The organism is Aeromonas finlandensis (assembly GCF_000764645.1).
In the GTDB taxonomy this organism is placed as follows: domain Bacteria; phylum Pseudomonadota; class Gammaproteobacteria; order Enterobacterales; family Aeromonadaceae; genus Aeromonas; species Aeromonas finlandensis.
Genome location: NZ_JRGK01000297.1, coordinates 1 through 22,749, shown reverse-complemented (window position 1 = coordinate 22,749; position 22,749 = coordinate 1). Strand labels below are relative to the sequence as shown.

Genomic DNA, 22,749 nt, shown 5'->3' with positions numbered 1-22,749 from the left:
TGCAGCTTGGTAAGGATAACCCCAATTAATCAATAACCACGCACCTCTAAAATCACTCATTGTACGCTTCAAAAATGCAGCAGAAAGTTTGATGGATTTTGAACCTGAGTTTTTACCTTTGAGAAATGGAGCTTTAATAGCTAAGTTCATACAATCTTCAGCTAAATAATTCCAAGGTTTTAAGTCTTCAAAACTTCGGTCGATTGCACCGACTTCGAGGCGAGCCAAATAGTTCCAATAGTGATCTTGCCAGTTGTCTTCAGAAATCATATTTCAATCACTTACGTAGGATCCCAATAATTCACATAACAGTAATTAGATGGAAAGCGCTATTAATGTGTTAGTAACGCCTTCCATCTAACTCCGCCATACCACTCGTCATCACAACCAATAGATAATATTAAAATCACTGTATTACCAACCAGCGACTGATTTGTGAGCCCATTATCAATAGGTTTGAGTCGGCTCCACTTGTACCACTGGGTAAAACTACCGTCAAGAAACGGAAATAGAAAATGAATCCTTTCTCCTGTTTTACCGGCTTGCCATGATTCCTACTCCGCCAAATGCACGATATAAAAAAGGCCTTATCACAAGGCCTTTTCAGAAATATCCAGATTCAGGCTGGTAGCCAGCTTTACTGCAATCAACCCGGCTCTGGTGACAAGGGCAGCACCTGCCCATCGAGCGCCTGATCACTGTGGGATGGATAGTCCGGCACTGGCTCGCAGTAGGGAATGCGGCTTAGCACCGGCGCCTTGACCAGCGCAACCAACTGATCGGTCCGGCGCAGGCTGGTATCTGCCAGCTCGGTCAGCAACGCCAGTCCACAGCCCAGCCCCAGCCCACCGACAATCCCGGCCAATAGAAATAGCCAGTGCGGATAGTTGCTTGGCTTGCTGGGGGCGAAGGGCTTGTCGATCACCTTGATCCGCTCGCTAGGCTCAAAACTGCCCAGTGCTCCTGTCACCTTTGCTTTCTCGTAGCGCAGTTGCAAATCCTGATAGAGGGAGCGCTTGACTTCGAGATCCCGCTCCAGTTCGGCCAGCTGGCTCTCCGTCTCCCCCTGGGTGCCGACGACCCGGCTCAGCTCATCGAGCTGGGTCTGTAAAGCGGCTGCGTTTTGTTGGGCTTCAGTCAACTGGGCCCGCGCCTGATCCCATTCAGGCCCGACAGCGGCATCGGGTTTGTTCTTCTGCCGCGCAATCTCCTGTTGCAACTGACCGATCTGATAGATCAGGCTCTGCACCTTGCTGTGCTGATCGCTGTAGCGCACCCGCAGCAGGGCCAGTTCTGTCTGCATCTGTTGCAATTTATCTTCCAGACTGCGGGCCGTGGGACCTTCCTGTCCAACGGAGAGCTGATCCACCCGACCTTTTGCCTGCTGCAACTGCAGCAAACTGTCTGCGAGTCGCTCCTTGAGCCCATAGAGTCTGGCCGCATTGGCATTTTGTTGATCTGGCAGAGCACTGGCATGTTCACGTTTGAAGTCGGCTAGTGACTTTTCAGCCTCCAGCAGCTCACTGCGACGGCTGTCGAGCTGGCTTTGTAAAAATCGAGCGGAGGATTCTGCTGACTGACGCCCCTTGTTGAGCAAATTGAAGAAAAAACGACGGGAGACGGCTTCGAGCAAGCCAGCGCTGTTCGCTGCGGAGTCGGCCTTGACCTTCAGCTCAATCACCTCGTCACCGATCAGGCGGATAGACACTGACGCCGAGAGCCAGTCCATAATGGCATCGCGCTTGGCTGGCGTCGTGCTGTCATCCACCAACCCTCTATCCTGCGCCACCCCGTCCATGACGTAGCGGCTGCGCAGCATGGCCTCCAACACCACGAAACGATCTTTGAGGCTCTCCTGGGTGATCAAATCCTTGAGGGTCGGCGTCTGGTTTGAATCCTGTGGCACCATGAAGGTGGTACGGCTCTCGTACACCTTGGGACTGAGCAAGCTGATCCCCAGCCCAACCATCGGCATGAGCAGGACTGGCACGAGAATGAGATAACGACGGCGCCAGGCGGCAAAGAGAATGATGTAGAGGTTGTAATAGAACTGGACAGGCATGGCATCACTCCCTGAGAAAAGCCCTCCCCCCGCACGATGCAAAGGCAGTGCCACTACAGGAGCTGATCGCCTCTGTGGGCAGATCGCAAGAGTGGTACAAGATTCGCATTCTCCCGCTATCCGGGGTGTTACCCCTTCCCTTGCCGGAGCGCGAACCATGTTGTCATCAACCCCGTCGCACAGACCCCATCCCCGCAGGGGCGCCATCGCCCAGCCTATCGTGCAACCTATCGTGCAACCTGTTGTGCAAATCGTGCAGCACCTGCAGCCCGGCGGGCTGGAGACCATGGTGCTCAACCTCACTCAGGCAAGCCCCGCCGATCAGCCGGTGCATATCATCTCCCTCGAAGGGCGCAAAACGGATGTGCTAACGGCGTGGCCCGCCCTGCATCCCTTCGCGGGCCACATTCACTGCCTGGAAAAGCCTGCGGGCTGGTCGCTGGCAACCCTCTGGCGGCTCACACGGCTGCTGTACCAGCTCAAGCCAAACGCAGTGCATACCCACCATCTGGGGCCCATGCTCTATGGCGGGCTGGCCAGTCGGCTAGCCCGGGTGCCCACCCTGGTTCACACCGAGCACGATGCCTGGTATCTCGATGATCCCCATCAGCGCACGCTGGCCCTGTGGGGGCTGCGCGCCTTCAAGCCCATTCTGGTGGCTGATGCCACGCCGGTAGCCAACCAGCTGCTGGCCAAGCTGGGTCAGCTGTCGCCAACCGTGATCCCCAACGGCATCGATGAGCAGCGCTTTGCCCCGGGCGCCGCCGCCCTCGCTCGTCAGGAGATGGGGCTGCCGCAAGGGGTCAAGTTGATTGGCTGCGCCGCCCGCCTTGAGTCGGTCAAGGGTCACACCTTGCTGCTGGAGGCGATCCGCGCCCTGCCGCAGGAGGTGCATCTTGCGTTGGCAGGGGTCGGCAGTTTGCAAAATGCGTTGCAACAACAGTGTCAGCAACTGGGAATCGCCCATCGGGTCCATTTTCTGGGGCTGGTCGAAAACATGCCGCGCTTCTATCAGGGGCTGGATATCTTCTGCCTCCCCTCACTGGCGGAGGGGATGCCGCTTTGCGTGCTGGAAGCACAGGCGTGCGGGGTGCCGGTGGTGATGAGCGACGTGGGGGCGGCCAGAGAGATCGTCTGTCAGGCCAGCGGCCATATCCTGTCGGAGCGGGATCCCGGCCGTCTTGCCCAGCTTCTGGCACAAGGGTTGCTGCAGTGCCATAGCCTGCGTGCCGTCACCCGTGAGTTTGTGTGCCAGCAAAGCAGCTTGAGCCGGATGGCTCAGGCCTATCAGCAGCTCTACAGCCGCTGATCAAGCGACCCGATGACCAGAGGAGCATCCCATGGAGTGGATCATGATCGTGTTCTGGCTGTGCGCTGTACTGGTGGTCTACCACCATGTCGGCTATCCCCTGCTGCTCAAATTCGGTGGTCGGCAGGCGCGCAAGGTGGCCAATCCACCCCGCCCCATGGATCGGGGATTCAAAACAGACACCGCCGATGAGGCGCTGCCGACCATCACCCTGCTGATGCCGGTCTATAACGAGGCGGCGACCATCGCGGCCAAGCTGCAAAACCTCGCCAGCCTCGATTACCCCGCCGACAAGCTGTGGGTGCATGTGCACTTCGACGGCTGCAGCGACAACAGTTACCCCATTGCGCTGAGCCAGCTCGGTGATCCCGCTTTGCTGCAGTTGCAGATCAGGTTGTTTGATCATCCCCGCAATCGCGGCAAGGTCGCCGTGCTCAACGAAGCCATGACCCATGTTCACAGCGATCTGGTAGCCCTCACCGATGTCTCGGCCCTGCTGCCCATCGACAGCCTGCTGCTGGCGGTCGCCCATTTTGCCGATCCCAAGGTAGGGGTAGTCGGTGAGGCATACCGGTTCTGGCAACCGGGCTCTCAGGGCGAGGAGAGTTACTGGCACTATCAAAGCCAGATCAAACTCTGCGAATCGGCCCTTGGCGGCATGCTGGGGGCCCACGGGGCCTTTTACATGATGCGCCGGGAGTGCCTCACCCCGCTGGCCGCCGATACCATCAACGACGATTTCATCCTGCCGATGCAGGCCATCGCCAAGGGGTATCGGGCGGTGTATGACAATCGCTGCGCCGCACTGGAGCTGGAAATTTCGGATGCGACGCTGGAAGCAACACGGCGCAAGCGGATCGGGGCTGGCAACACCCAGCAGTTGCTGCGGTTGCTGCCCCTGCTGCACCCCAAATTCGGCTGGGTTGCCTTCAACTTTGCCAGTGGCAAGGGGCTGCGGGTGTTGATGCCGCTCTGCCTGACCCTGCTGTGGCTCTGTGCCATCCCGCTAGCCACCCAATCCCTGCTGTTTCAGCTGCTGCTGGGGCTGCAACTGCTGGGGTATCTGCTGGTCATCTTGATCCAGCTGACCCCTCTTTACAGCTGGCCCAATCTGTTTCGCAAAATCCACTATCTGGTACTCGGACACTGGTACAACGGCATGGGCACCCTGCGCTACTGCCTGCGCGCCCCCATTCGTTTCATGTCACAGGAGAAAACCGCATGACACACCCCATTCCAAGATTGACCCTGGTGGTCAAACGCAGCATGGATCTGCTCGGTGCCACCCTTGGCCTGCTGCTGACGCTGCCGCTGTGGCCGCTGATCATGCTGGCCATCCGCCTCGATAGCCCGGGGCCGGTGTTCTTTCGTCAGCTGCGGATCGGACGCAGCCACGCCACCCACACCGAGCTCTTTTTCATGATCAAGTTTCGCACCATGCGCGCCGACGCCGAGGCGGCCACCGGGCCGGTCTGGTTCGGCAAGGGGGATAGCCGGATCACCCGCAGCGGCGACTTCCTGCGCAAAACCAGACTCGATGAGCTGCCGCAGTTTATCAATGTGCTCAAGGGGGAGATGTCGCTGATAGGCCCCCGCCCGGAGCGGCCCGGGATCGCCAACCGGCTGGAAGATGCGGTGCCCTTCTTTATCGAACGCACCTATGAAGTGGCCCCCGGCATCACCGGTCTGGCGCAGGTCAATCAGGGCTACGACGAGTCGCTGGATGATGTGCGCAGCAAGCTGGCGTTCGATCTGGCCTACTCGGTCGCCCTGCTCCACCCCTGGCGCTGGCTGGTGCAGGATGTGCATATCATCGGCAAGACGATCGCCATCATGGTCGGCAAGAAGGGGCGCTAATCCCGCGGCGCCAACCTCCACCACACCTCAACCCCCATCAGGCCATTGCCACTGCAATGGCCTTTTCTATGGCGCATCCGCGGTGATCACAGAGAAGGCGACGGCGGGATCGCCATCATCTGGACTATCCATCGACAGGCGTTTAGCAACCTTGACCAACCACCGAAACCAGATCGCCGCATGATCACAGGGGCGTTCTCCCACATCACCCCAACCCCGGCACATAAAAAAACGAGTGACCAGCGGCCACTCGTTTTGGCGGGTTTTCCTTGGTGATTCAGGCGCCGTAGACGGCCAGAATATCGGTCACTCGGTTGTTGACGCTGTAACCTCTGGCAATGGTATTGCGCGCCGCCTGACTCATTTTGCTGCGCACCACCTCATCGCTGCGCAGCCAGTAGTTGACCAGCTCCGCCATATCCCGCACATGGCCGGGCTCCACCAGCCAGCCATTGGATTTGTGGTCGATCAGGTTGACCAGGCCCCCCACCGCAAAGGTACAGACCGGTATGCCGTGTGCCATCGCCTCCAGGGCTACCAGCGGCAGCCCTTCAAAGCGGGAGGTGATGCAGAGCAGGTCGATGTTGTGCCACTCATTGGCCATGGTCTTAAAGCCGTGAAGCTGCACCCGATCTCCATACTGCTGCCACAAGTCGCTTTTCATGGGGCCATCCCCGTAGAGATGAAACGCCCCATCCGGACAGAAAGCCGATAACTGACAAAATGCCTCCGGTCCCTTTTCCGGCGAGAGGCGGCCGACAAAGGCAATCCGGTTGCCAGCCACCGATGCTGGTGTCGCAGGCATGGGCACAAAGTTGCTGATCACCGTGCTTGGCACTGGCAATCTGCGAGCAATGGGCTCACTCACTGCAATACACTTCGCAAAACGCGCGGTGGTGCGATCCAGCCAGCTGTAAAACTTCAGCAAGCCCTCCCCGTCATCCCCGCTGTGAAAGGTCGAGACCACCGATTTTCCGCTGAACCAGGCGGTCAGACGCCCCAGCACCCCGGCCTTGTAGCCATGGGTGTGGAGCAATACAGAGGCAGGCTGGCGAGCCAAACGGCGCATAAAATCGCGGCTGTTGTGGCACACCTCATAGGGCAAGCCCTGCTGTTTTAGCAGAGTCGTAAACGGGGTCATACCGTGGTTGCTCACCAGCACTATGGTGGGGCGAAATCCCCTGGCCAGCAGATCGTTGGCCAGATGGATGATGTGAACTTCTATTCCACCGACCTGACGCGCATCGATGGCCAGCCAGATCTGCTGCATGGGTAACATAAGCCCCCTCCTCTCGTGGCACCATGCCACCTGAGACGAAGCGTTGCATAGAGCGGGCCAGTCAGAGAAAGAGGGACAGGATCAGGCGCCGGGACAGGCGACCAGCAAGAGGGTCATGTCATCGAGGGCGGCATCATTGATGCGCTCATCAAACCAGCGGGCGATGCGATGAGCCAGCTGTTCAAGACCGGGCCCCGAGGTCAGGCAGATCTCCTTGAGCTGCAACTCCCAGCGCTGGCGCTCTGCGGCATCACGGCTATCGAGCAGGCCATCGGTCCAGAACAACAGGATCTCGCCGGGCTTGAGCTGGCGCTGATTGGTCACGAAATGAGGGTCCGGGCGCAAACCGGGCAAGGGGCCGGTCACGCCGACCTGACGGATGGTGCCGGGCCCAACCAGCCAGGGCGCCGGGTGACCCGCACTGGCCCACTGCACCCGCCCCTCGTTGCCGAGTTCAATGCAGAGGGTGGTGAGCAGGGTAGCCCCCAATAACGGATCACTGTGAACCGCATTGGACAAGATGGTCAGCAAACGGGCGGGGGCGCGCTCCAGATCGTGCGCGGTCAGCAAGCCGCGCAGATAACCGGCATAGGCATGGGCAAAAAACTTGGCTTCTGCATCGTGACCCATCACATCCCCGAGCCACAACACCCGATCCTTGACCAGCAGAAAGTCCCCGCCCCCCACGGTGGCCGCGCGGGTTTGCAACGCCAGCTGGTATCCCCCTATCGAGGTGGCGGGCAATAACGGGCGCAGCGCCGAGGTCATGCGCTGATCCAGCTGCTCGCCCCATTGTGACTTGAGCTGCTGCGAGCGTTGCAACACCCGCGAAACCGCCAGCAACAGGTCCTGCTTGGTGATGGGTTTGACCAGAAAGTCATCGATCCCCAGGGCTCCCGCCCGACTCTGGGTCCACTGATCCTGATGACCGGTCAGAAAGATAAAGGGCACCCCCTTCATTTTGGGATCCTTCATCAACTGCTGACGCAGCCCAAAGCCATCGATCCCCTCCATCTCGATATCGGAGAGCACCAGTGCGGGGGGCTGCTTCCCGAGCGCCAGCAGGGCGGCATGGGAGTCGGCATAACTTTCAACCCGGTAGTGCTCATGGAGATAGGCGGTGAGCAGGGCACGCATCACCTTGTCATCGTCGATCACCGCGATCACCGGCAGTTGGTTGACCGGGCCTTGTTGGCGAAGGGTCACGCGATTGCGCTCACCGTCGCGAGAAAAGTGCACCTCGGCAAACAGCTGGTGCACCAGCGCCAGCCCGTATCCCCCCTCCTGCAGCTCATCGGGTAACGGCGCACTGGCAAGACCGGGTTGCGGGCCGCCATCATCCTCCAGCACCAGACTCAAGCCCGTTTCATCTGCTGTCAGGGTGAGCCAGAGCCGGGTCGCGGGGGGAACGGTGTGCTTGACGCTATTGGTGGCCAGCTCACTGAAACAGAGCAGCCAGTTGGCTTGATCCTTTGGGGAGACCTGAAACAGGGAGAGCCCCTGCGCCAGCCGGTTGCGCAGTTCGCGCACCGCCTGCAGGGTTGCCGGAGCAGATCGCAACCAGTCATCCATATCGGGCCTCCATCAGTGGGCGATCAGATCCGGAAATTGAGCAAGGCGCTGCGCCGACACCAGCGCTTGAGCCATTCGGTCACCCGGTTACTGGGCAGCCGGTTGAGTTCGCGCAGGATCTCGCTGGCCAGCCCCGGGTTGAGCTTGTCGTTATAGACAGCGCCAATCAGATTGGCCTCGGCACGGGTCAGTTTATCCACCGCACTTTGTACCACGGTCGTCGGGGTCACTCCGGCCAGCACCACCAGCAGCGCCCCTTCACAGGCACCACAGACCTGATCGGCCGGAATATTGCCCCGATTGAGGGCAGTGAGCGGCGAGGTATCGAAGATGACCACATCGTAATGTTCCAGCCAGCGAACCAGCAGCTGGCGCAAGGTATCCTTGTTGCGAAAGGCCATCAGATCCTTGCCCGGTGCAGGGAGCAGCGACAAGGAGCGGCCATTGGCCACAGGCTCGGGCACATCATTGGGCCCCCAGGCAACCGCCGAGGCGCGGCCGGGATGATAGAGATTGAGATCCACCAGCAGGGTGCGCAGCCCATCCGCTTCCGAGCGCCTTGCCAGCGCATCGCAGATGGAGCTCACCCCCTCTCCCCCTTCCGACGAGGTGACCGCCAGTGAGCGGATCCCCCGAGCGACCGTCGCCGCGTAGAGGGATTCGAGCTCCAGATATTGAATGGGGATGCTCATATCAAAGCGTCCCGACCAGGGCCACCACCGAAATCGTGGTCAGAATATCGCGCATGCCATCCATGAAGATGGCCCAGTTGCTGCTCTTGCTGTCAGGGATAAAGACGGTGTCCCCTGCGCGCAGCACCGGCAACCGGCTAAAGTCGGGCTCTTTGGCAAAGCCGTCGAGATCGAAGCTGCGGGCCTGATCTCCCTGACCACTGGTGGCCATGTTGATCACCACAATCTTCTTGATATAGGCGGTGTTGGTCGGGCCTCCCGCCTCGGCCAGCAGATCCAGCAGGGTCATGGAGGAGTCAAAGCGGTAGCGACCGGGGCGGGCGATCGCCCCCAACACCCGAATGGTGTTCTCCTTGGGCTCGTCAAGCCAGGGGCGATTCTTCTCCGGCAGGTAGATGGAGTCGCCGGGCAGCACCTTGGGCAGCAAGGTTTCATCGCCGGTTTCAAAGTAGAGGGCAAGGTCGAGCTTGCTGACCCGCGCCGTGCTGCCACTGCGATGGGCAATGCGCACATTGCGCAAATCCGCCGCCGCAGTCGGGCCATCGGCAGCCGACAAAATGTCGATAAAGCCCATCTGCTCATTGAACGCATAACGACCGGGCGCCCCGACCTGACCGAAGATGTAGATGGAGCTATCCGGTGACTGGCGCACCCACTGGGACTTGTTGTCACTGGGATCGGTGGGCAGCTCGGGGATCATGATGGTGAATCCGGCCCGGATCTTCGGCAGGCTGGCCAGCGCCCCCCCCTGATGGAGAAACTTGTCGAGATCAAACAGCGTCGGTGTCGCCTGCCCCCCTTCGGCAGTCAGGATCTGCACCTTGGCGATATCGGCACGCTCGTTGGGGCCACCGGCGTGGGCAATCAGATCCAGCAGCGACATCTCGTCAGACCATTCATAACGGCCCGGGATCCGCACCGCCCCCATCACCATCACCGCCCGTCCGGGTGCCACTTTTAACCAGGACTTCTCGTTAACGTCGGTCTTTTCCGGCACAAAAATCGCGTCGCCGGGTTTGATTTGAGGCAGTGCCTTTTTCATGCCTTCGGTATAGGCCTGCAAGTCGATCGGCTCGACCGTGCCATCGGTGCGCAGCAAACGGATCTGGCGACTCTCGGCATAGCGGGTCGGGCCACCGGCATTGGCCAGAATATCGAGGAAGGAGTCCCCTTCCCGCCCCTCATAGGCGCCAGGTTTGAACACCTCGCCCATGATGTAGATGGTACGGGCACCGCGTTTGATCTGCTCTTCATCCTTGGGCACGAAGATGGTGGCGCCCGGCGCCAGATTGGGCAGCAGCTTGTTGTTGCCGGAGTCGAGATAGGCTTTGAGGTCGAACAGTTCGGGGGCATCACCATTGATCACCCGGATCCGCTCCACCCCGGCAAAGCGGGTCACCCCACCAGCCCGCATCAGCAGATCCACGATGGAGTTGCCACTTTTGAAACTGAAGGCGCCGGGGCTGTTGACCTCGCCAAACACCTTGATCGCCTTGCCGGTATCGCCATCCCCGCCTGCCGCCAGGGTCGCCGCATCAAAATCGATCTGCACGTTGCCGATCAGCGGAGAGGCGGGCACGAACACCACATCGAGGGATTGCAATGGCGGCAGAACGCTGGCATCGCCGGTATCGAGATAACGCTTGTAGTCGAAACTCGAGACCGTGCTGCCGCGCCGCACCTGCATATTGTTGAGCTGGGCACCGGGCACCAGACCGCCAGCGGCATCGAGGGCCATTTGTACGTTGCCATCGGGCGCCAGATCATAACTGCCGGGTTTTTTGACATAACCCATCACGCTGATCAGCAGCCGCTTCTCCAGCAAGGTGACGGTCAATTGAGAGAGGTTGTTGTAAACAGGTTTGAGGGCGGAGCGGATCAGCTCATCCGCCTGTGGCAGGGTCTTCCCCCCCACCACGACATTGCCGACTTCAGGCAGTGCAATCTCCCCCTGCTTGTTGATCTGGAAAGGCTGATCAAAAGCAGGCTCACCAGGTTGCACTATGGCCAACCGATCACCGGGAGCCAGTAAGGTGGAGGCCAGTAACGGGCAGGTAAACAGCAGCAAGAAAACACAGATCAATCCTTCGAGAGCGCCCCGTTTCATAGACATCCTTTTCGTCTGTTACGTCTGCCCCCATTGGCGTAAGGGGATCCCGGACCAATCAGCACGACAGCCATCCGCTGTTGTCTGTTGCAGCCGCAAACGTACTTGTTGTAGTGATTGTGCCAACACAGTCTGACGCCAGGCTACGTCTGCCCAGAGCCGACCGTGCATATCCCGTTCGATATCAACACGTTGAGATTGTAGTCTTTTCAACTCGGCAGGCATACACCCCTGCAGGCTCGCTTGCTTTAATTGCGTCAGCTGCAAGTCGAGTTCCTTCTGACGCTCATCATAACGAGACCAGACCCGCCGTTCATCCTCATTGACCGGAATGCGGGTGGGTCTTGCCTCTGCCATGCCGCCATACCCCTCCGGCGGCCACTGCGCACAACCCGACAACAGAATGGACGAGAGCAGGATACCAAACCGTTTCATGACGCTGCTGCCATCATGCCACGGGAACGCATATAGGCCTTGATGCTCTCATGGCAAGGGATCACCCGATCGATATGCAACATCTCCAGCAGGTCGTGAGGTTGGCCTGGTCCACAGACAAGCGCCATCTGATGCCCGTTCATAATCAATCTTTTATAGAGAAATACCAAGGCTCCAATACCCGACGAGTCGATAAAATGGACATCGCTGATATCGGCCAGGATATCTCCCGGGTGGGTTGAGAGGGTTTCAAACAACGGGCGGAGCTCACTGACGGCCATCGCGTCAAACTCGTTTTCCAGTACCACAACCTGGGTATCATTAAGGGTGTAAGTCATGCTTTCCATCGCTAGCTCCTTGTCGAGTCTCAGACTCAGCTCTGTCACGGCATCCACCACGCTGCAAATGTTATGCCGAGGAGCGCCACTTAGCTTGTTCTCCAAATGATGCTCTTTGCCCCTTGTTTACCCAACCCTGCCACCCGTTTTGATTACCAAATTGCAATTAACACATCCCGAACGTTGCAAACTGCAATTCACCTCGGCCGAGGTCACCAGATAACAGGCTAACTCGCTGATAATTGGCACCTATTGCACCGGGCCCGATTATTGCTTGCCTCTGGGAGCACTTCACAAGCCACCGTTGGCTCGGCCCCATGCCGCCTTATTCCAGGAAGGAGAGATCATGAAAACAGGCCTTTATATCGCACCACTTTTGGCAGCCCTCTGCGGCGCAGCATACGCAGCCCCTTCCCCTGACAGCGCAGTGCTAAAGGTAGAAGGCGCCATCAGCAACCCCACTCATGAGGCTTTGGCCCTGTGGGATAGCGCCATGCTGGACCAACTGCCGGTACATGAAATCAAAACCCATACCCCCTGGTATGACGAAGCCAAGACCTTTCGCGGCCCGCTACTGAAAGATGTGTTGGCCAAAGTCGGGGCAACCGGCAAACAGCTCACCATTACCGCGCTCAATGACTACTCGGTACAGGTGCCGGCAAGCGATGCCGAACAATATCAGGTCATCCTCGCCCGCACGATGAATGGCAAGCCACTGTCGGTGCGCGACAAAGGCCCCCTGTTCCTTGTCTATCCGTTCGATCACTATCCCGAACTGCAAAACAAGCTCTATTACGGCCGGGCTATTTGGCAGATCAGTTCGATAAAAGTGGAGTAGATCTCATCATGCGTTCCATGGCGGCCAGTCAACGTTTCTTGTTTGTGGTGCTCTGCGTGCTGCTCCTGGCCTTTGCCGGTATTGGTACCATCCAGTACCGGCAATTTCAGGATCTGCAACGCAGTACCAGCCAGGGCGAAGACAACGTGATGTGGAACTATTTCCAGCTCTATAACGAAGCGCTGCGTTTTCAAAGCTCGCTGCTTCATGAGTCGCAACCGGCGTTTCAACTCAGATACGATATTCTGGTCAGCCGCATGGATCTGGTGCTGGAGAGCAAGGATCGCAGCCTGCTGCAACAAACAGAGATCTACCAGCAGGCAAGCAAAGCCATTCGCTCCTACATCTCTCTGGCGGATATCTGGCTCGGCCCGGATGCCACCAAGCCGCTGGACACGCTGGCCCATCAGGAGCTACGCCAACAGCTCTCCTCCCTGCTACCCCTGCTCCATCAGCTGACTCTGGAGGTGAACCAGCAGGCGACCCTGTTTGATGTGGCGCGCCGCGACAGCGTGAGAGAGCAGATCATCACGACGACTCTCATTGCGACCCTGCAATTTGCGCTGCTCTTTGTGCTCGCCCTGCTGATCTGGCGGCAAATGAACATCTCGTTTCTGCAGCACAAACTGATGCAGCAACTCAATGACAAACTGCTGCGGGCAAATCAGGCGGCAGAGGCTGGCACAAGAGCAAAAAGCAGCTTTTTGGCCAACATGAGCCATGAAATTCGCACCCCCATGAATGGCATACTCGGCATGCTCTCACTGCTGGCCGACCGGGATATGGACCCGAGGGAGCGGGACTATCTGGAGACGGCGCGAGAATCGGCGAACCATCTGCTCGGTCTGCTCAACGACATTCTGGATGTATCCAAGCTGGAAGAGGGCAAGATAGCGCTGCAACTGGCCCCCCATCACTTGCCCCAGCTGCTGGAGGATATCCGGGCCCTGATGCAGAGCAACTGCGATGCAAAAGGGATCAAGCTGACCCTGACCCTTGCCCCCGATACGCCGGAGTGGTTAATGATCGACCCGCTGAGAGTGCGCCAGATCCTCTTCAATCTGGTGAGCAACGCCATCAAGTTCACCCATCAGGGGGAAGTCAAAATTCACGTTGATAGCACCCTGTTAGCGCAGGATCGCCACTCGGTACGCATCTCGATTCAAGACACCGGGATCGGCATGAGCAAAAGCCAGCTGAAGAACCTGTTTCAACGATTCGCCCAGGCGGATGTCTCTATCACCCGCCAATATGGTGGTTCGGGCCTGGGACTTGAAATATCCCGTAACCTCGCACGCCTGATGGGCGGTGATATCTCGGTAGAGAGCAGCGAAGGGCATGGCAGTACCTTTACCTATATCTGGCCAACCAGAGCCACGACCCCCTCGATTGTTTGCCTGCCGTCCAAGCCGATGGATCAGGAGAGTTATCGCATCTTGCTGGTTGATGACAATGCCACCAACCGCAAGGTGATCGGCGCCATGCTCGACTCCGTAGGCCATCACGTCACACTGGCCGTACAGGGAGAAGAAGCGCTGGAAAAACTGGGTCACACCGAATTTGATCTGGTCTTGATGGATGTCCAGATGCCAGTGATGGATGGGCTGGTGGCCACCACCCGGATCCGCACCTCTCAGACACCGTGGGCACATATCCCCATCATCGCCCTGACGGCTGATGCGATGCCGGAATCCAAGCAATACTATCTCTCCCATGGCATGAATGGATATATCACCAAGCCTATTAATAAAGAGATGCTGTTGAACGAGATAAACAGACATATTTCCCATGAGCGGTTTAAATACAACTCAACCAGTCGTGCAACCAAGCAATAAAACCCCAGATTGCCTCATGCGGAAAAATGGTTGTTTGGCAGAAAACAGTTCATGGTGAAAGAGCAATCGGGCCACCGGCCAATCCTGCGGCCAAGGTGGCGAGGGTGGAGACGGTTTCCTTCTCTGACTCGGAGAGCTGGCTGACCTCCTTGTCGTAACGAGCATATGCGATGATACCCACCAACTCACCGGTGGCGGCGCCAGTTGCACCAACCATGGCACTCTTGTTCTGGGTGGCAGCCAGGGCGCCTTGTACCAGCGCGTGGGCGATTATCCGGGATGGGCCATCATCGGTTTGCTGTTTGACCAGCTTGGCCAGATAGGGGCTGGCGGCACCAGCGGCGGCCTCGGCGAGGCCGCCACCGGCCAGTCCTTGCAGGGCCGCCGTCGCCGCCTGCATACCGCGCTGGAAGTCGCTGCCCACGCCCCATTTTTCCTGCAGCGCCTTGTACGCTGGGCTGTTGGCGTACTCCTTGTCTTCGCGGGCCTGCTTCTCGGCCTTGCCCATCTTCTCGCTCACCACCAGCTGGGTGGCCTGTTGGCCCACCTCCCCAATCAGCTGCACCTCCTGCAGCTTCTCCAGCTCCTGCTTCTTGTCAAAGATGGGGGAGAGGCCATTGGCCGCCTTGCTCGGGTCACGCAGCAAGGTGGGCACATCCTGTTGTTGGGCGTCGGGGCTGCGCAGCTCGATATTGCCATTGCTGATGGCGGCAAAGGTGGTGGAGCTGGCACTGCCGCTGCTGTTGCTGCCGTTGAGTAGGGTTTGCGCGCTGGGGGAGGCCACATTTTTGCCCCCTTGACCACTGCCGCTGAGACCTATGCTCTGGCTCTCGACCTGGTAGTCGGCCCGGTTGTGCAGGTCGCTCCAGCCCAAGGTGTTGGTGGAGAGGCGGTTGTTGCTGGCGTTGTCGCTGCCAGCCAGCACCGCCCCGTTGAGCTGGGTGTGTTCACCCACCCGGATATCGAAGCCCTGTTTACCGGCAAAGAGCCCGGTCTGCTCCACCACGCTTTCAAAATCGCTGTTTATCTTCTGGCGACTGGCGTTGACATACCCCGAGCCGGTCATGGTGCCAAAGGTAAAGCTGCCCCCGGCGGCGATGCTGCTCTGCTTGCTCTGGTAGTGGTCGTTATCCTGCTGGCTGGTCAGGGTCAGGTTGCGGCCGATATCGGCCTTGACCTTGTTACCGCTGGCCTGCGCCCCCAGCAAGGTGGCATCCCGCCCTGATGTAAAGGTCAGGGTATCGCCCGGTGATATTGGTTTCGGTATAGCGACCCGAGTTGCCCAGCTCCTTGCCCTTGGCGGCATTGAGGTTGGCAAACACGCTGATACCTTTTTCGCGAACGCCCGATTACGCTCCGCTAATCGAGCCTACGGCCCTCGCCGCACACAGCGACTGACCACGTGGTAGTAAGGCGTATCCTGCAAACTTATTTGACGTGAACGGGCAATGGTCATGGCGCATCCCTCAACAGTGACCTCTCAAGTCAAGAACAACACTACACCACAGTCAAAAAGGTGGGAAAAAGGTGGGTGTCCCAGATTTCGTCCCAGATTTCGCCGCTCACTATTTTGCCAGCGGCAAAATCAGCCTCACCAGCAAGCCCCCCAGCTGCGGGGCAGGCAGCAACACCACCTCACCGTGGTGGTAGTGGGCGATGTCGCGCACCAGCGCCAGACCAAGCCCGGCCCCCGGCTGTTCGCTGCCCTGCTCGAGGCGCTGGAACGGCTGCCAGACTCGCTCTGCCAGCTCGGGGGCGATGCCGGGGCCGCTATCCTCTACCTCCAGCCAGATCTGCTTGTGACCACGCACCACCCGCGCCGTCACCGTGCCGTGGGGCGGGGTATATTTGATGGCGTTGTCGAGCAGGTTGGCACACAGCTCCCCCAGCAGCAGCGGCTCCCCTGCCACCATGACTACCGATTCCTCCCCTTCGTAACCGAGATCGATCCCCTTGCTACGCGCCTGCGCCAACCGTGACAAGCAGGCCTGCTGCACCAGCGCCGTCAACTCCATGGGCTCACGCTGGCGCAGCCCGGAGCACTCGTCCGATTTGAGTCGCGCCAGCAGCAGGAGCCGCTCGGTCAGCGCAATGGTGTGATCGAGCCGCCCAGCCATGGCATCGAGACTTTCGCTCATCAGGGCGGGATCGCCACTGCCGCGCGCCACCTCCACTTGGGTTTTAAGGATGGTGAGCGGGGTGCGCAGCTGATGGGCGGCATCGGCGCTGAAGCGCTCCTGCCGGGCCACCAGCTGGCGCAAGCGGGTCAGCTGGCGATTGAACGCCTGCACCAGCGGCCGGGTCTCCTGCCAGGGGAGCAGGTCGGGCAAGGGGGCGAGCGTGGCGGCATCGCGGCGCAAGATCTCCCGCGACAGGCGGCGCATCGGGGTGAGCAGCCGCTTGAGCAGCAGATAAGCGAGCAGCAGGGTGAGCACCACCAGCGCCCCCTGGGTCAGCAGGGCCGACCAGAGCAGTTGCTCGGCCAGCTGCTGGCGACCGAGCAGGGTTTCCGCCACCGTGATGCGGGCCATGCCGTTGACGCCCCCCTCACCCACCGGTTGCAGCAGCATCACGGCGCGGATCGGCGCCTCCTGATAGAGCCCGTCATAGAAGTAGGCAAGCGCCGGATAACGGTCGGTCAGCGGCGTACCATCCGGCATGGGGGGCAAGTCGTCAAAGCCGGAGATGACCCCATCGTCGATGCCGCGCACCTGATAGAAGAGGCGATCGCGCATGTTGCGCTCGAAGCTGTCGAGCACCACGTAGGGCACATCCACCCTGAGGCTGCCTTCGGCTGCCGTCAGCCGCTCGGCAACGGTGCGGGCCGAAGCGAGCAGGGTGCGATCATAGGCCGAGGTGGCCGCCGCCAGCGCACCGTAGTAGCTGTACCAAGCCGAGGCGGCCCAGAGGATCAGCAGGGGGCCCCCCAGAAACAGCAGCAGTTGATGGAGCAGGGAGCGACTAATGGGAGGCCTCCGGCGCCGCTTCCAGCAGATAGCCGAGACCGCGCAGGGTGGTGATCACCACCCCGCTGCCTACCAGCTTTTTGCGCAGTCGGTGGATATAGAGATCGATGCTGTCGAGCCCTACCTCGTCATCGAGGTTGAACACCTGCTCGAACAGCTGCCCTTTGGCGACGGGCCGCCCGTGGCGGTACATCAGCGCTGTCAGCAGCGCCAGTTCGCGCGGAGTCAGGGCCAGCCGGGCATCGGCCAGCAGAAAATAGCCGTCAGGGTGCAGGGTCAGGCGACCCAGCCGCAGCTCGGCACCGCCGCTTTCACTGCGCCGCAGCAGGGCTCGCAGCCGAGCATCCAGCTCCCCCAGATCGAATGGCTTGGCCAGATAGTCATCGGCACCGGCATTGAGGCCGCAGATCCGCTCCTCCACCGCGCCGCGGGCGGTGAGCAGCAGCACCGGCAGCCCCTGCCCCCGGCTGCGCAACCGGCCAAGTACCGCCAGCCCGTCCAGCTTGGGCATCTCGATATCGAGCACCGCCAGCGCGTACTGTTCGTGGCGCAGCAGATGGTCAGCCTGAGCGCCGTCAGCCACCCAATCCACCGCGAAACCGGCGGTGGTGAGTGCCCGCGACAGCCAGTGGGCCAGTTCGTGATTGTCTTCTGCCAACAGCAAGCGCATGCCTTTCCCCTTGTTCTTAACCACAGCATTCAACCGCAGTGCTTCAACTGCATCCCTTCATCACTGCCAGTGCGGGACAAGGTGCGATCAGGGTCACACTCCCGTCTCTTGGTCAGTGATTGAAAGGTGAATGAAAGGTTGTTGTTTTAACAATTGCGCATCACTTCGTCTATCGACGGAGTCACACCAAGAAAAAACAACGACAAGATGGAGCACACAACCATGAAGCAACGCACACGTCATGCCCTCGCCCTGCTGACCCTGATCGGCACCCTGCCGCTGCAGGCAGCCGATAGTGCCACCGCCCCGAGCCGTACCGAATGCATCGCACCGGCCAAACCGGGCGGTGGTTTCGATCTCACCTGCAAACTGCTGCAGGTGAGCCTGCAGGAGACCGGCACCATCGACAAGCCGATGCGGGTCACCTATATGCCGGGCGGGGTCGGTGCCGTGGCCTACAACGCCATCGTGGCACAGCGCCCTGCCGAGGCGGGTACCGTGGTCGCCTTCTCCGGCGGCTCCCTGCTCAACCTCTCCCAGGGCAAATTTGGCCGTTACGGGGTGGACGATGTGCGCTGGCTGGCGGCGGTGGGCACCGATTACGGCATGATCGCGGTGCGCCACGATGCCCCCTATCAGAACCTCAAGGAGCTGGTGAGCGCCATGGAGCGCGATCCCAACAACGTGGTGATCGGCGCGGGTGCCTCCATCGGCAGTCAGGACTGGATGAAAACGGCGCTGCTGGCCAAACAGGCCGGGGTTGACCCCCACAAGATGCGCTACGTCGCCTTTGAAGGGGGCGGCGAGCCGGTCACTGCGCTGCTGGGCAACCATGTGCAGGCGGTCTCCGGCGATCTGAGCGAGATGGTGCCCTATATCGGCGGCGACAAGCTGCGGGTGCTGGCGGTGTTCTCTGCCGAGCGGCTGCCCGGCAAGCTGGCCACCATCCCCACCGCCAAGGAGCAGGGTTATGACCTAGTGTGGCCGGTGATCCGCGGCTTCTATGTCGGCCCCAAGGTGAGCGACAGCGAATACCAGTGGTGGAAGCAGACCTTCGACCAGCTGGTGAAAACCGACACCTTCAAGGCACAGCGGGAGCTGCGTGGCCTGTTCGAATTTGACCTCACCGGCGAGGCGCTCGACAGCTACGTCAAGGATCAGGTGGCGCAATATCGCGAGCAGGCCAAAGCCTTCGGCCTGGCCAAATAGGAGCCGCAGCCATGAGCGATCGCATCTTTGCCGCCATCTGGCTGCTGCTCTGTCTGGCGGGCGCCGCCATTGCCTGGCAGTACCAGAGCGAATACAGCTATGAGCCGCTGGGGCCACGCCCCTTCCCGCTCGGTATCATCGGTCTGATGGCGCTCTGCGCCCTGTTGCTGCTGCGCCGCCAGCCGGACACCGTCAGCTGGCCGCCGCTGCGTACCCTGCGCCACCTCGCCATCATGGTGGTGGCGCTGGCCGGGTACGGTGCCAGCTTCGAGTGGCTGGGCTTTCCGCTGGCCACCACCCTGCTCACCTTTGTACTGGGGCGCCTGTTTGGCGCCTCTGCCAAAGCCGCCCTGCTCTCCGGCGTCGTCGGCGGTCTGGTGCTCTATCTCGCCTTTGACCGGCTGCTGGATGTCACCCTGCCCCTCGGCGTCTGGTTCTCTTAAGGAGTCAATATGGATACCTGGATGTACCTCTCCCAGGGCTTTGCGGTGGCACTCACCCCGGAGAATCTGGTGATTGCCCTCATCGGCTGCTTTGTCGGCACTGTGGTCGGCCTGCTGCCGGGCCTTGGCCCCATCAACGGGGTCGCCATTCTGTTGCCGCTGGCCTTTGCCCTCAAGCTCCCCCCCGAATCGGCGCTCATTCTGCTCGCTACCGTCTACATAGGTTGCGAGTATGGCGGGCGGATCTCCTCGATCCTGCTCAACGTGCCGGGGGATGCCGCCGCCATCATGACGGCGCTGGATGGCTACCCCATGGCCCAGCAGGGCAAGGCGGGAGTAGCTCTCTCCATCTCGGCGGTCAGCTCCTTTGTCGGCTCCATGCTCGCCATCGGGGGGATCATCCTGTTCGCCCCGGCGCTGGCGCGCTGGTCCCTCGCCTTCGGCCCGGCGGAATATTTCGCCCTGATGGTGTTCGCCATCGCTTGCCTCGGCAGCATGATGAGCCAGAACCCGCTCAAGTCCTTTATGGCGGCACTGATTGGGCTCGGGCTCGCCACCGTCGGGGTGGATGCCAACACCGGCGTCTATCGCTTCACCTTCGACAGCGTTCACCTCTCGGACGGGGTGCAGTTTATCGTGGTGGTGATCGGCCTCTTCTCGGTGAGCGAAATCCTGCTGATGCTGGAGCACACCAGTGGTGGCGGCAAGCTGGTGCGCACCACCGGGCGGATGCTATTCAACGTCAAGGAGCTGGTCCATTGCACCGGCACCATGCTGCGCTCCTCCACCATCGGCTTCTTCGTCGGCATTCTGCCCGGCGCCGGTGCCACCATCGCCAGTGCCATCACCTACATGACCGAGAAGCGGCTGGCGGGGCCGAATGCCAAATTCGGCGAGGGGGACATTCGCGGCGTGGCCGCACCGGAGGCGGCCAACAACGCGTCAGCCTGTGGCTCCTTTATCCCGATGCTGACCCTGGGGGTGCCGGGTTCGGGCACCACGGCGGTGATGATGGGGGCGCTGACCCTCTACAACATCACCCCAGGCCCCACCATGTTCACCGAACAGCCCGATGTGGTGTGGGGATTGATCGCTGCCCTCTTGGTGGCCAACGTCATGCTGCTGGTGATGAACATCCCCATGGTGGGGCTCTTTACCCGCATGCTCTCCATCCCGCTCTGGTTTCTGGTACCCGCCATCGCCAGCGTCTCGGCAGTGGGAGTCTATGCGGTGCACAGCACCACCTTCGACCTGCTGCTGATGGTGGCCCTCGGGGTCTTTGGCTACCTGCTGCGCAAGATGCACTTCCCCATGTCACCGCTCATCTTGGGCTTCGTGCTGGGCGAGATGCTTGAGCAGAACCTGCGCCGCGCCCTCTCCATCAGCAATGGCGACACCGCCATCCTGTGGGGCAGCGGCATCAGCCAGACCCTGCTGGTACTGGCCATCGTGGTGATCACCCTGCCCCCGCTGGTACGCCTGCTGCGCCGCCGCAAAGCAGTCGTGGTTGACACGGATGCCAGCGCAGAGCAAAGCGTCTGACCGACAATGTGTTCTGCGCTCGCAAACAAGAAGGGCCCCACACCATGTGGGGCCCTTCTCATTCTGCCTGACAGCACACCGAGACATGGCCAGGGAAAGGCGCCGCATGAAGTGCGCCATCAGGCAGAGCGGCATCATACAAGAAGACCGTATCACTACCCATTACAAGAAGAGGTGAGTCACTCAAAAAAACGCTGTCGCCACTTTGTCGCCATTTAGGCAAAAGAAAAAGGCCACTATTGCTAGTGGCCTTTCGTAACTCTTTGATTGCTTTACTTAATAACTGGTGCCGAGGCCGGAATCGAACCGGCACGACACGAACGTCGAGGGATTTTAAATCACCAGTGTTTTTAAGCTATATCTTGGCTAGATGAATATTTTCCTAATAAAGAGCAGCTCGCAAGCCATTGTTTTAACATGTGGTGTTGAGTGAGTATTAGGAAGTAAATGCGTCCATTTGAAGCCGTATAGCTGAGCAAATCAACGGATGCTTTTTGCCAATGGCTCAGTTCATTTACACCATGAACCATCGGTTTCTCTTGAAAGCCACCAAGAGCGAAGGAGAGCCGATGTAAGCCAACCGAATCATGAGTTTATGATTAACAAACCTTGGCTTTCGACAGCTTTCAGTGGCTCTTTGTTTGGCCCCATTTTGGCCCCAAATGAAAGATTGCCACATCTTTTGGCCCCAGGATGGCCCCAAATTGGTGGAAGATTTTTTGGTGAAATCAAAATGATTGTTGCTGTAGGAAGTGCAAAATCTTGCTGATAGCCAGCAGCAACATCCAGCATCTCATTCACATTTTTTGCCTCTGCCGGAAACGGGCCACAACACGTAGATCCGATACGAAAGTACACATCAAACTCCATCTCTTATGTTCCTTCTTCCATCTGTTGCAGATTAACTCATCAGTATCTGGTAAGACCTGATGAAATCTACAGCCGCACTGGCAGCAAAGATATGGTTATGCTGCTACGTTATTTCATACATGAAAAAACTGTCAGATCTGACAGTGACAAAAACTGAGCGCGGGCAACGTTGTAACTCGGGAGTTGCCCAATGAAGAACAGACGAAAGGCCTACCTGACCGCCGCCGAGCTGGATTATGTGGCTGCCGCCAAGCGCTACCTGGCCGCCATTCTGGCTGAAAAGGGTATTAGCGAGTCGCAACTGGAGGAGATGACCGGGATCCCGGTATCAACTCTGAGCCGCTGGTTATCGCAGGATAGGGGGGAGTTCATGACGCTGGCTGATGCCGCGCTGATCTGTCGCGCTATCGGGATTGATGTGCAGGCAATGCTGCCACCGGCAACATGGAGCTGCTCAAATCCAGAAAGCGCGAGTATGGTGCTATTTTTGATTGGGGTACCACTACCACATCTTAAATGGCTTGTTGATACCTACGAGAGGGGAGTTTGTGTCTTTAGGCAATAAATTTTTATAAAGCCTTAGGATATCCAACTTGGTTTTTGTGGCATATTAATAGATGGCCATCCGGGCTGTTCAGGCAAATCTCGCAATAATTGATGATAGTGTAGCAGCTCTTTATATTGAGACTCTGTTATGTCTGTTGGTATAGAAAGCTCCTTTTGCC

At 59.3% G+C, this 22,749-nt stretch carries 22 protein-coding genes and 1 pseudogene; 9 read left to right on the top strand and 14 right to left on the bottom strand.

Annotated elements, in window-relative coordinates:
• Positions 1–270, bottom strand: a 270-nt coding sequence (locus tag LD28_RS23230; RefSeq protein ID WP_156120318.1) for a hypothetical protein, incomplete at its 3' end; no start/stop codon positions are given.
• 376 nt (positions 271–646) lie between these two features.
• Entirely contained in the window at positions 647–2,062 is a 1,416-nt protein-coding gene (locus LD28_RS0118755; protein ID WP_033138441.1) for a GumC family protein, read from the bottom strand.
• A gap of 157 nt (positions 2,063–2,219) precedes the next feature.
• Here LD28_RS0118755 and LD28_RS0118750 point away from each other — a divergent pair, with 157 nt between their 5' ends.
• The 3 genes from LD28_RS0118750 to LD28_RS0118740 are packed head-to-tail and all read left to right on the top strand — an operon-like array spanning position 2,220 to position 5,228.
• Positions 2,220–3,371 (top strand): glycosyltransferase, encoded by a 1,152-nt coding sequence (locus LD28_RS0118750; protein WP_033138440.1) that lies wholly within the window; start codon positions 2,220–2,222, stop codon positions 3,369–3,371.
• Between the two features lie 31 nt (positions 3,372–3,402).
• Positions 3,403–4,596 (top strand): glycosyltransferase family 2 protein, encoded by a 1,194-nt coding sequence (locus LD28_RS0118745; RefSeq protein WP_033138439.1) that lies wholly within the window; start codon positions 3,403–3,405, stop codon positions 4,594–4,596.
• Positions 4,593–5,228: a sugar transferase gene (locus LD28_RS0118740; RefSeq protein ID WP_033138438.1), complete on the top strand. Its 636-nt coding sequence runs from the start codon at positions 4,593–4,595 to the stop codon at positions 5,226–5,228. The genes LD28_RS0118745 and LD28_RS0118740 overlap by 4 nt, the downstream gene beginning before the upstream one ends.
• Before the next feature lie 277 nt (positions 5,229–5,505).
• Here LD28_RS0118740 and LD28_RS0118735 read toward each other — a convergent pair whose 3' ends face one another.
• The 6 genes from LD28_RS0118735 to LD28_RS0118710 form a co-directional block, all read right to left on the bottom strand.
• Positions 5,506–6,507: a glycosyltransferase family 4 protein gene (locus LD28_RS0118735; protein ID WP_033138437.1), complete on the bottom strand. Its 1,002-nt coding sequence runs from the start codon at positions 6,505–6,507 to the stop codon at positions 5,506–5,508.
• Between the two features lie 81 nt (positions 6,508–6,588).
• A complete protein-coding gene (locus LD28_RS0118730) occupies positions 6,589–8,079 on the bottom strand; it encodes a SpoIIE family protein phosphatase (protein ID WP_033138436.1) in 1,491 nt (496 codons plus the stop codon).
• 23 nt (positions 8,080–8,102) lie between these two features.
• The gene (locus tag LD28_RS0118725) at positions 8,103–8,771 is read right to left on the bottom strand and encodes a P-loop NTPase family protein (RefSeq protein WP_033138435.1); all 669 of its coding nucleotides are present in this window, start codon (positions 8,769–8,771) and stop codon (positions 8,103–8,105) included.
• A gap of 1 nt (position 8,772) precedes the next feature.
• Positions 8,773–10,878, bottom strand: a complete 2,106-nt coding sequence (locus LD28_RS0118720) for an SLBB domain-containing protein (protein WP_033138434.1) — start codon at positions 10,876–10,878, stop codon at positions 8,773–8,775.
• 18 nt (positions 10,879–10,896) lie between these two features.
• The gene (locus tag LD28_RS0118715; protein ID WP_033138433.1) at positions 10,897–11,313 is read right to left on the bottom strand and encodes a ferredoxin reductase domain-containing protein; all 417 of its coding nucleotides are present in this window, start codon (positions 11,311–11,313) and stop codon (positions 10,897–10,899) included.
• Complete coding sequence (locus LD28_RS0118710; RefSeq protein WP_050514374.1) at positions 11,310–11,660, bottom strand: STAS domain-containing protein; 351 nt, start codon at positions 11,658–11,660, stop codon at positions 11,310–11,312. The genes LD28_RS0118715 and LD28_RS0118710 overlap by 4 nt, the downstream gene beginning before the upstream one ends.
• 337 nt (positions 11,661–11,997) lie before the next feature.
• On the opposite strand from LD28_RS0118710, the gene LD28_RS0118705 reads away from it, so the two are divergent.
• Together LD28_RS0118705 and LD28_RS0118700 are read left to right on the top strand one after the other, a co-directional pair.
• Positions 11,998–12,489: a putative pterin-binding protein gene (locus tag LD28_RS0118705; RefSeq protein ID WP_033138432.1), complete on the top strand. Its 492-nt coding sequence runs from the start codon at positions 11,998–12,000 to the stop codon at positions 12,487–12,489.
• An 8-nt stretch (positions 12,490–12,497) separates the two neighbouring features.
• Positions 12,498–14,324 (top strand): ATP-binding protein, encoded by a 1,827-nt coding sequence (locus tag LD28_RS0118700; protein WP_033138431.1) that lies wholly within the window; start codon positions 12,498–12,500, stop codon positions 14,322–14,324.
• Between the two features lie 49 nt (positions 14,325–14,373).
• On the opposite strand, the gene LD28_RS0118695 is transcribed toward LD28_RS0118700, so the two are convergent.
• From LD28_RS0118695 to tctD, 4 genes and pseudogenes are all read right to left on the bottom strand, one after another.
• Positions 14,374–15,642, bottom strand: a complete 1,269-nt coding sequence (locus tag LD28_RS0118695; RefSeq protein ID WP_156120317.1) for a hemagglutinin repeat-containing protein — start codon at positions 15,640–15,642, stop codon at positions 14,374–14,376.
• A gap of 60 nt (positions 15,643–15,702) precedes the next feature.
• A pseudogene (locus tag LD28_RS23855) lies at positions 15,703–15,780 on the bottom strand (transposase); the annotation flags it as partial.
• Between the two features lie 109 nt (positions 15,781–15,889).
• Positions 15,890–17,236 (bottom strand): sensor histidine kinase, encoded by a 1,347-nt coding sequence (locus tag LD28_RS0118690; protein ID WP_277619826.1) that lies wholly within the window; start codon positions 17,234–17,236, stop codon positions 15,890–15,892.
• A gap of 49 nt (positions 17,237–17,285) precedes the next feature.
• A complete protein-coding gene (gene tctD, locus LD28_RS0118685; RefSeq protein ID WP_033138429.1) occupies positions 17,286–17,960 on the bottom strand; it encodes a transcriptional regulator TctD in 675 nt (224 codons plus the stop codon).
• 222 nt (positions 17,961–18,182) lie between these two features.
• Between tctD and LD28_RS0118680 the strand changes: the two genes are divergently transcribed.
• From LD28_RS0118680 to LD28_RS0118670, 3 genes are read left to right on the top strand one after another with little or no spacing between them, the layout of a single operon-like run.
• On the top strand, positions 18,183–19,169 hold the full coding sequence (locus LD28_RS0118680; RefSeq protein ID WP_033138428.1) for a Bug family tripartite tricarboxylate transporter substrate binding protein: 987 nt from the start codon (positions 18,183–18,185) through the stop codon (positions 19,167–19,169).
• An 11-nt stretch (positions 19,170–19,180) separates the two neighbouring features.
• Positions 19,181–19,612, top strand: coding sequence for a tripartite tricarboxylate transporter TctB family protein (locus LD28_RS0118675; RefSeq protein ID WP_033138427.1), 432 nt, complete (start codon positions 19,181–19,183; stop codon positions 19,610–19,612).
• Between the two features lie 9 nt (positions 19,613–19,621).
• Positions 19,622–21,154, top strand: a complete 1,533-nt coding sequence (locus LD28_RS0118670; protein WP_033138426.1) for a tripartite tricarboxylate transporter permease — start codon at positions 19,622–19,624, stop codon at positions 21,152–21,154.
• Positions 21,155–21,739: 585 nt separating this feature from the next.
• Here the strand turns inward: LD28_RS0118670 and LD28_RS23225 are convergent.
• Positions 21,740–22,024 carry a hypothetical protein gene (locus tag LD28_RS23225; RefSeq protein WP_156120316.1) on the bottom strand — a complete coding sequence of 95 codons (285 nt, stop codon included), beginning with the start codon at positions 22,022–22,024 and terminating at the stop codon, positions 21,740–21,742.
• Between the two features lie 190 nt (positions 22,025–22,214).
• On the opposite strand from LD28_RS23225, the gene LD28_RS0118665 reads away from it, so the two are divergent.
• Positions 22,215–22,589: a helix-turn-helix domain-containing protein gene (locus tag LD28_RS0118665; protein WP_033138425.1), complete on the top strand. Its 375-nt coding sequence runs from the start codon at positions 22,215–22,217 to the stop codon at positions 22,587–22,589.
• Positions 22,590–22,603: 14 nt separating this feature from the next.
• On the opposite strand, the gene LD28_RS24025 is transcribed toward LD28_RS0118665, so the two are convergent.
• Positions 22,604–22,720 carry a phage tail assembly chaperone gene (locus LD28_RS24025; protein ID WP_420911721.1) on the bottom strand — a complete coding sequence of 39 codons (117 nt, stop codon included), beginning with the start codon at positions 22,718–22,720 and terminating at the stop codon, positions 22,604–22,606.
• Positions 22,721–22,749 lie beyond the last annotated feature (29 nt).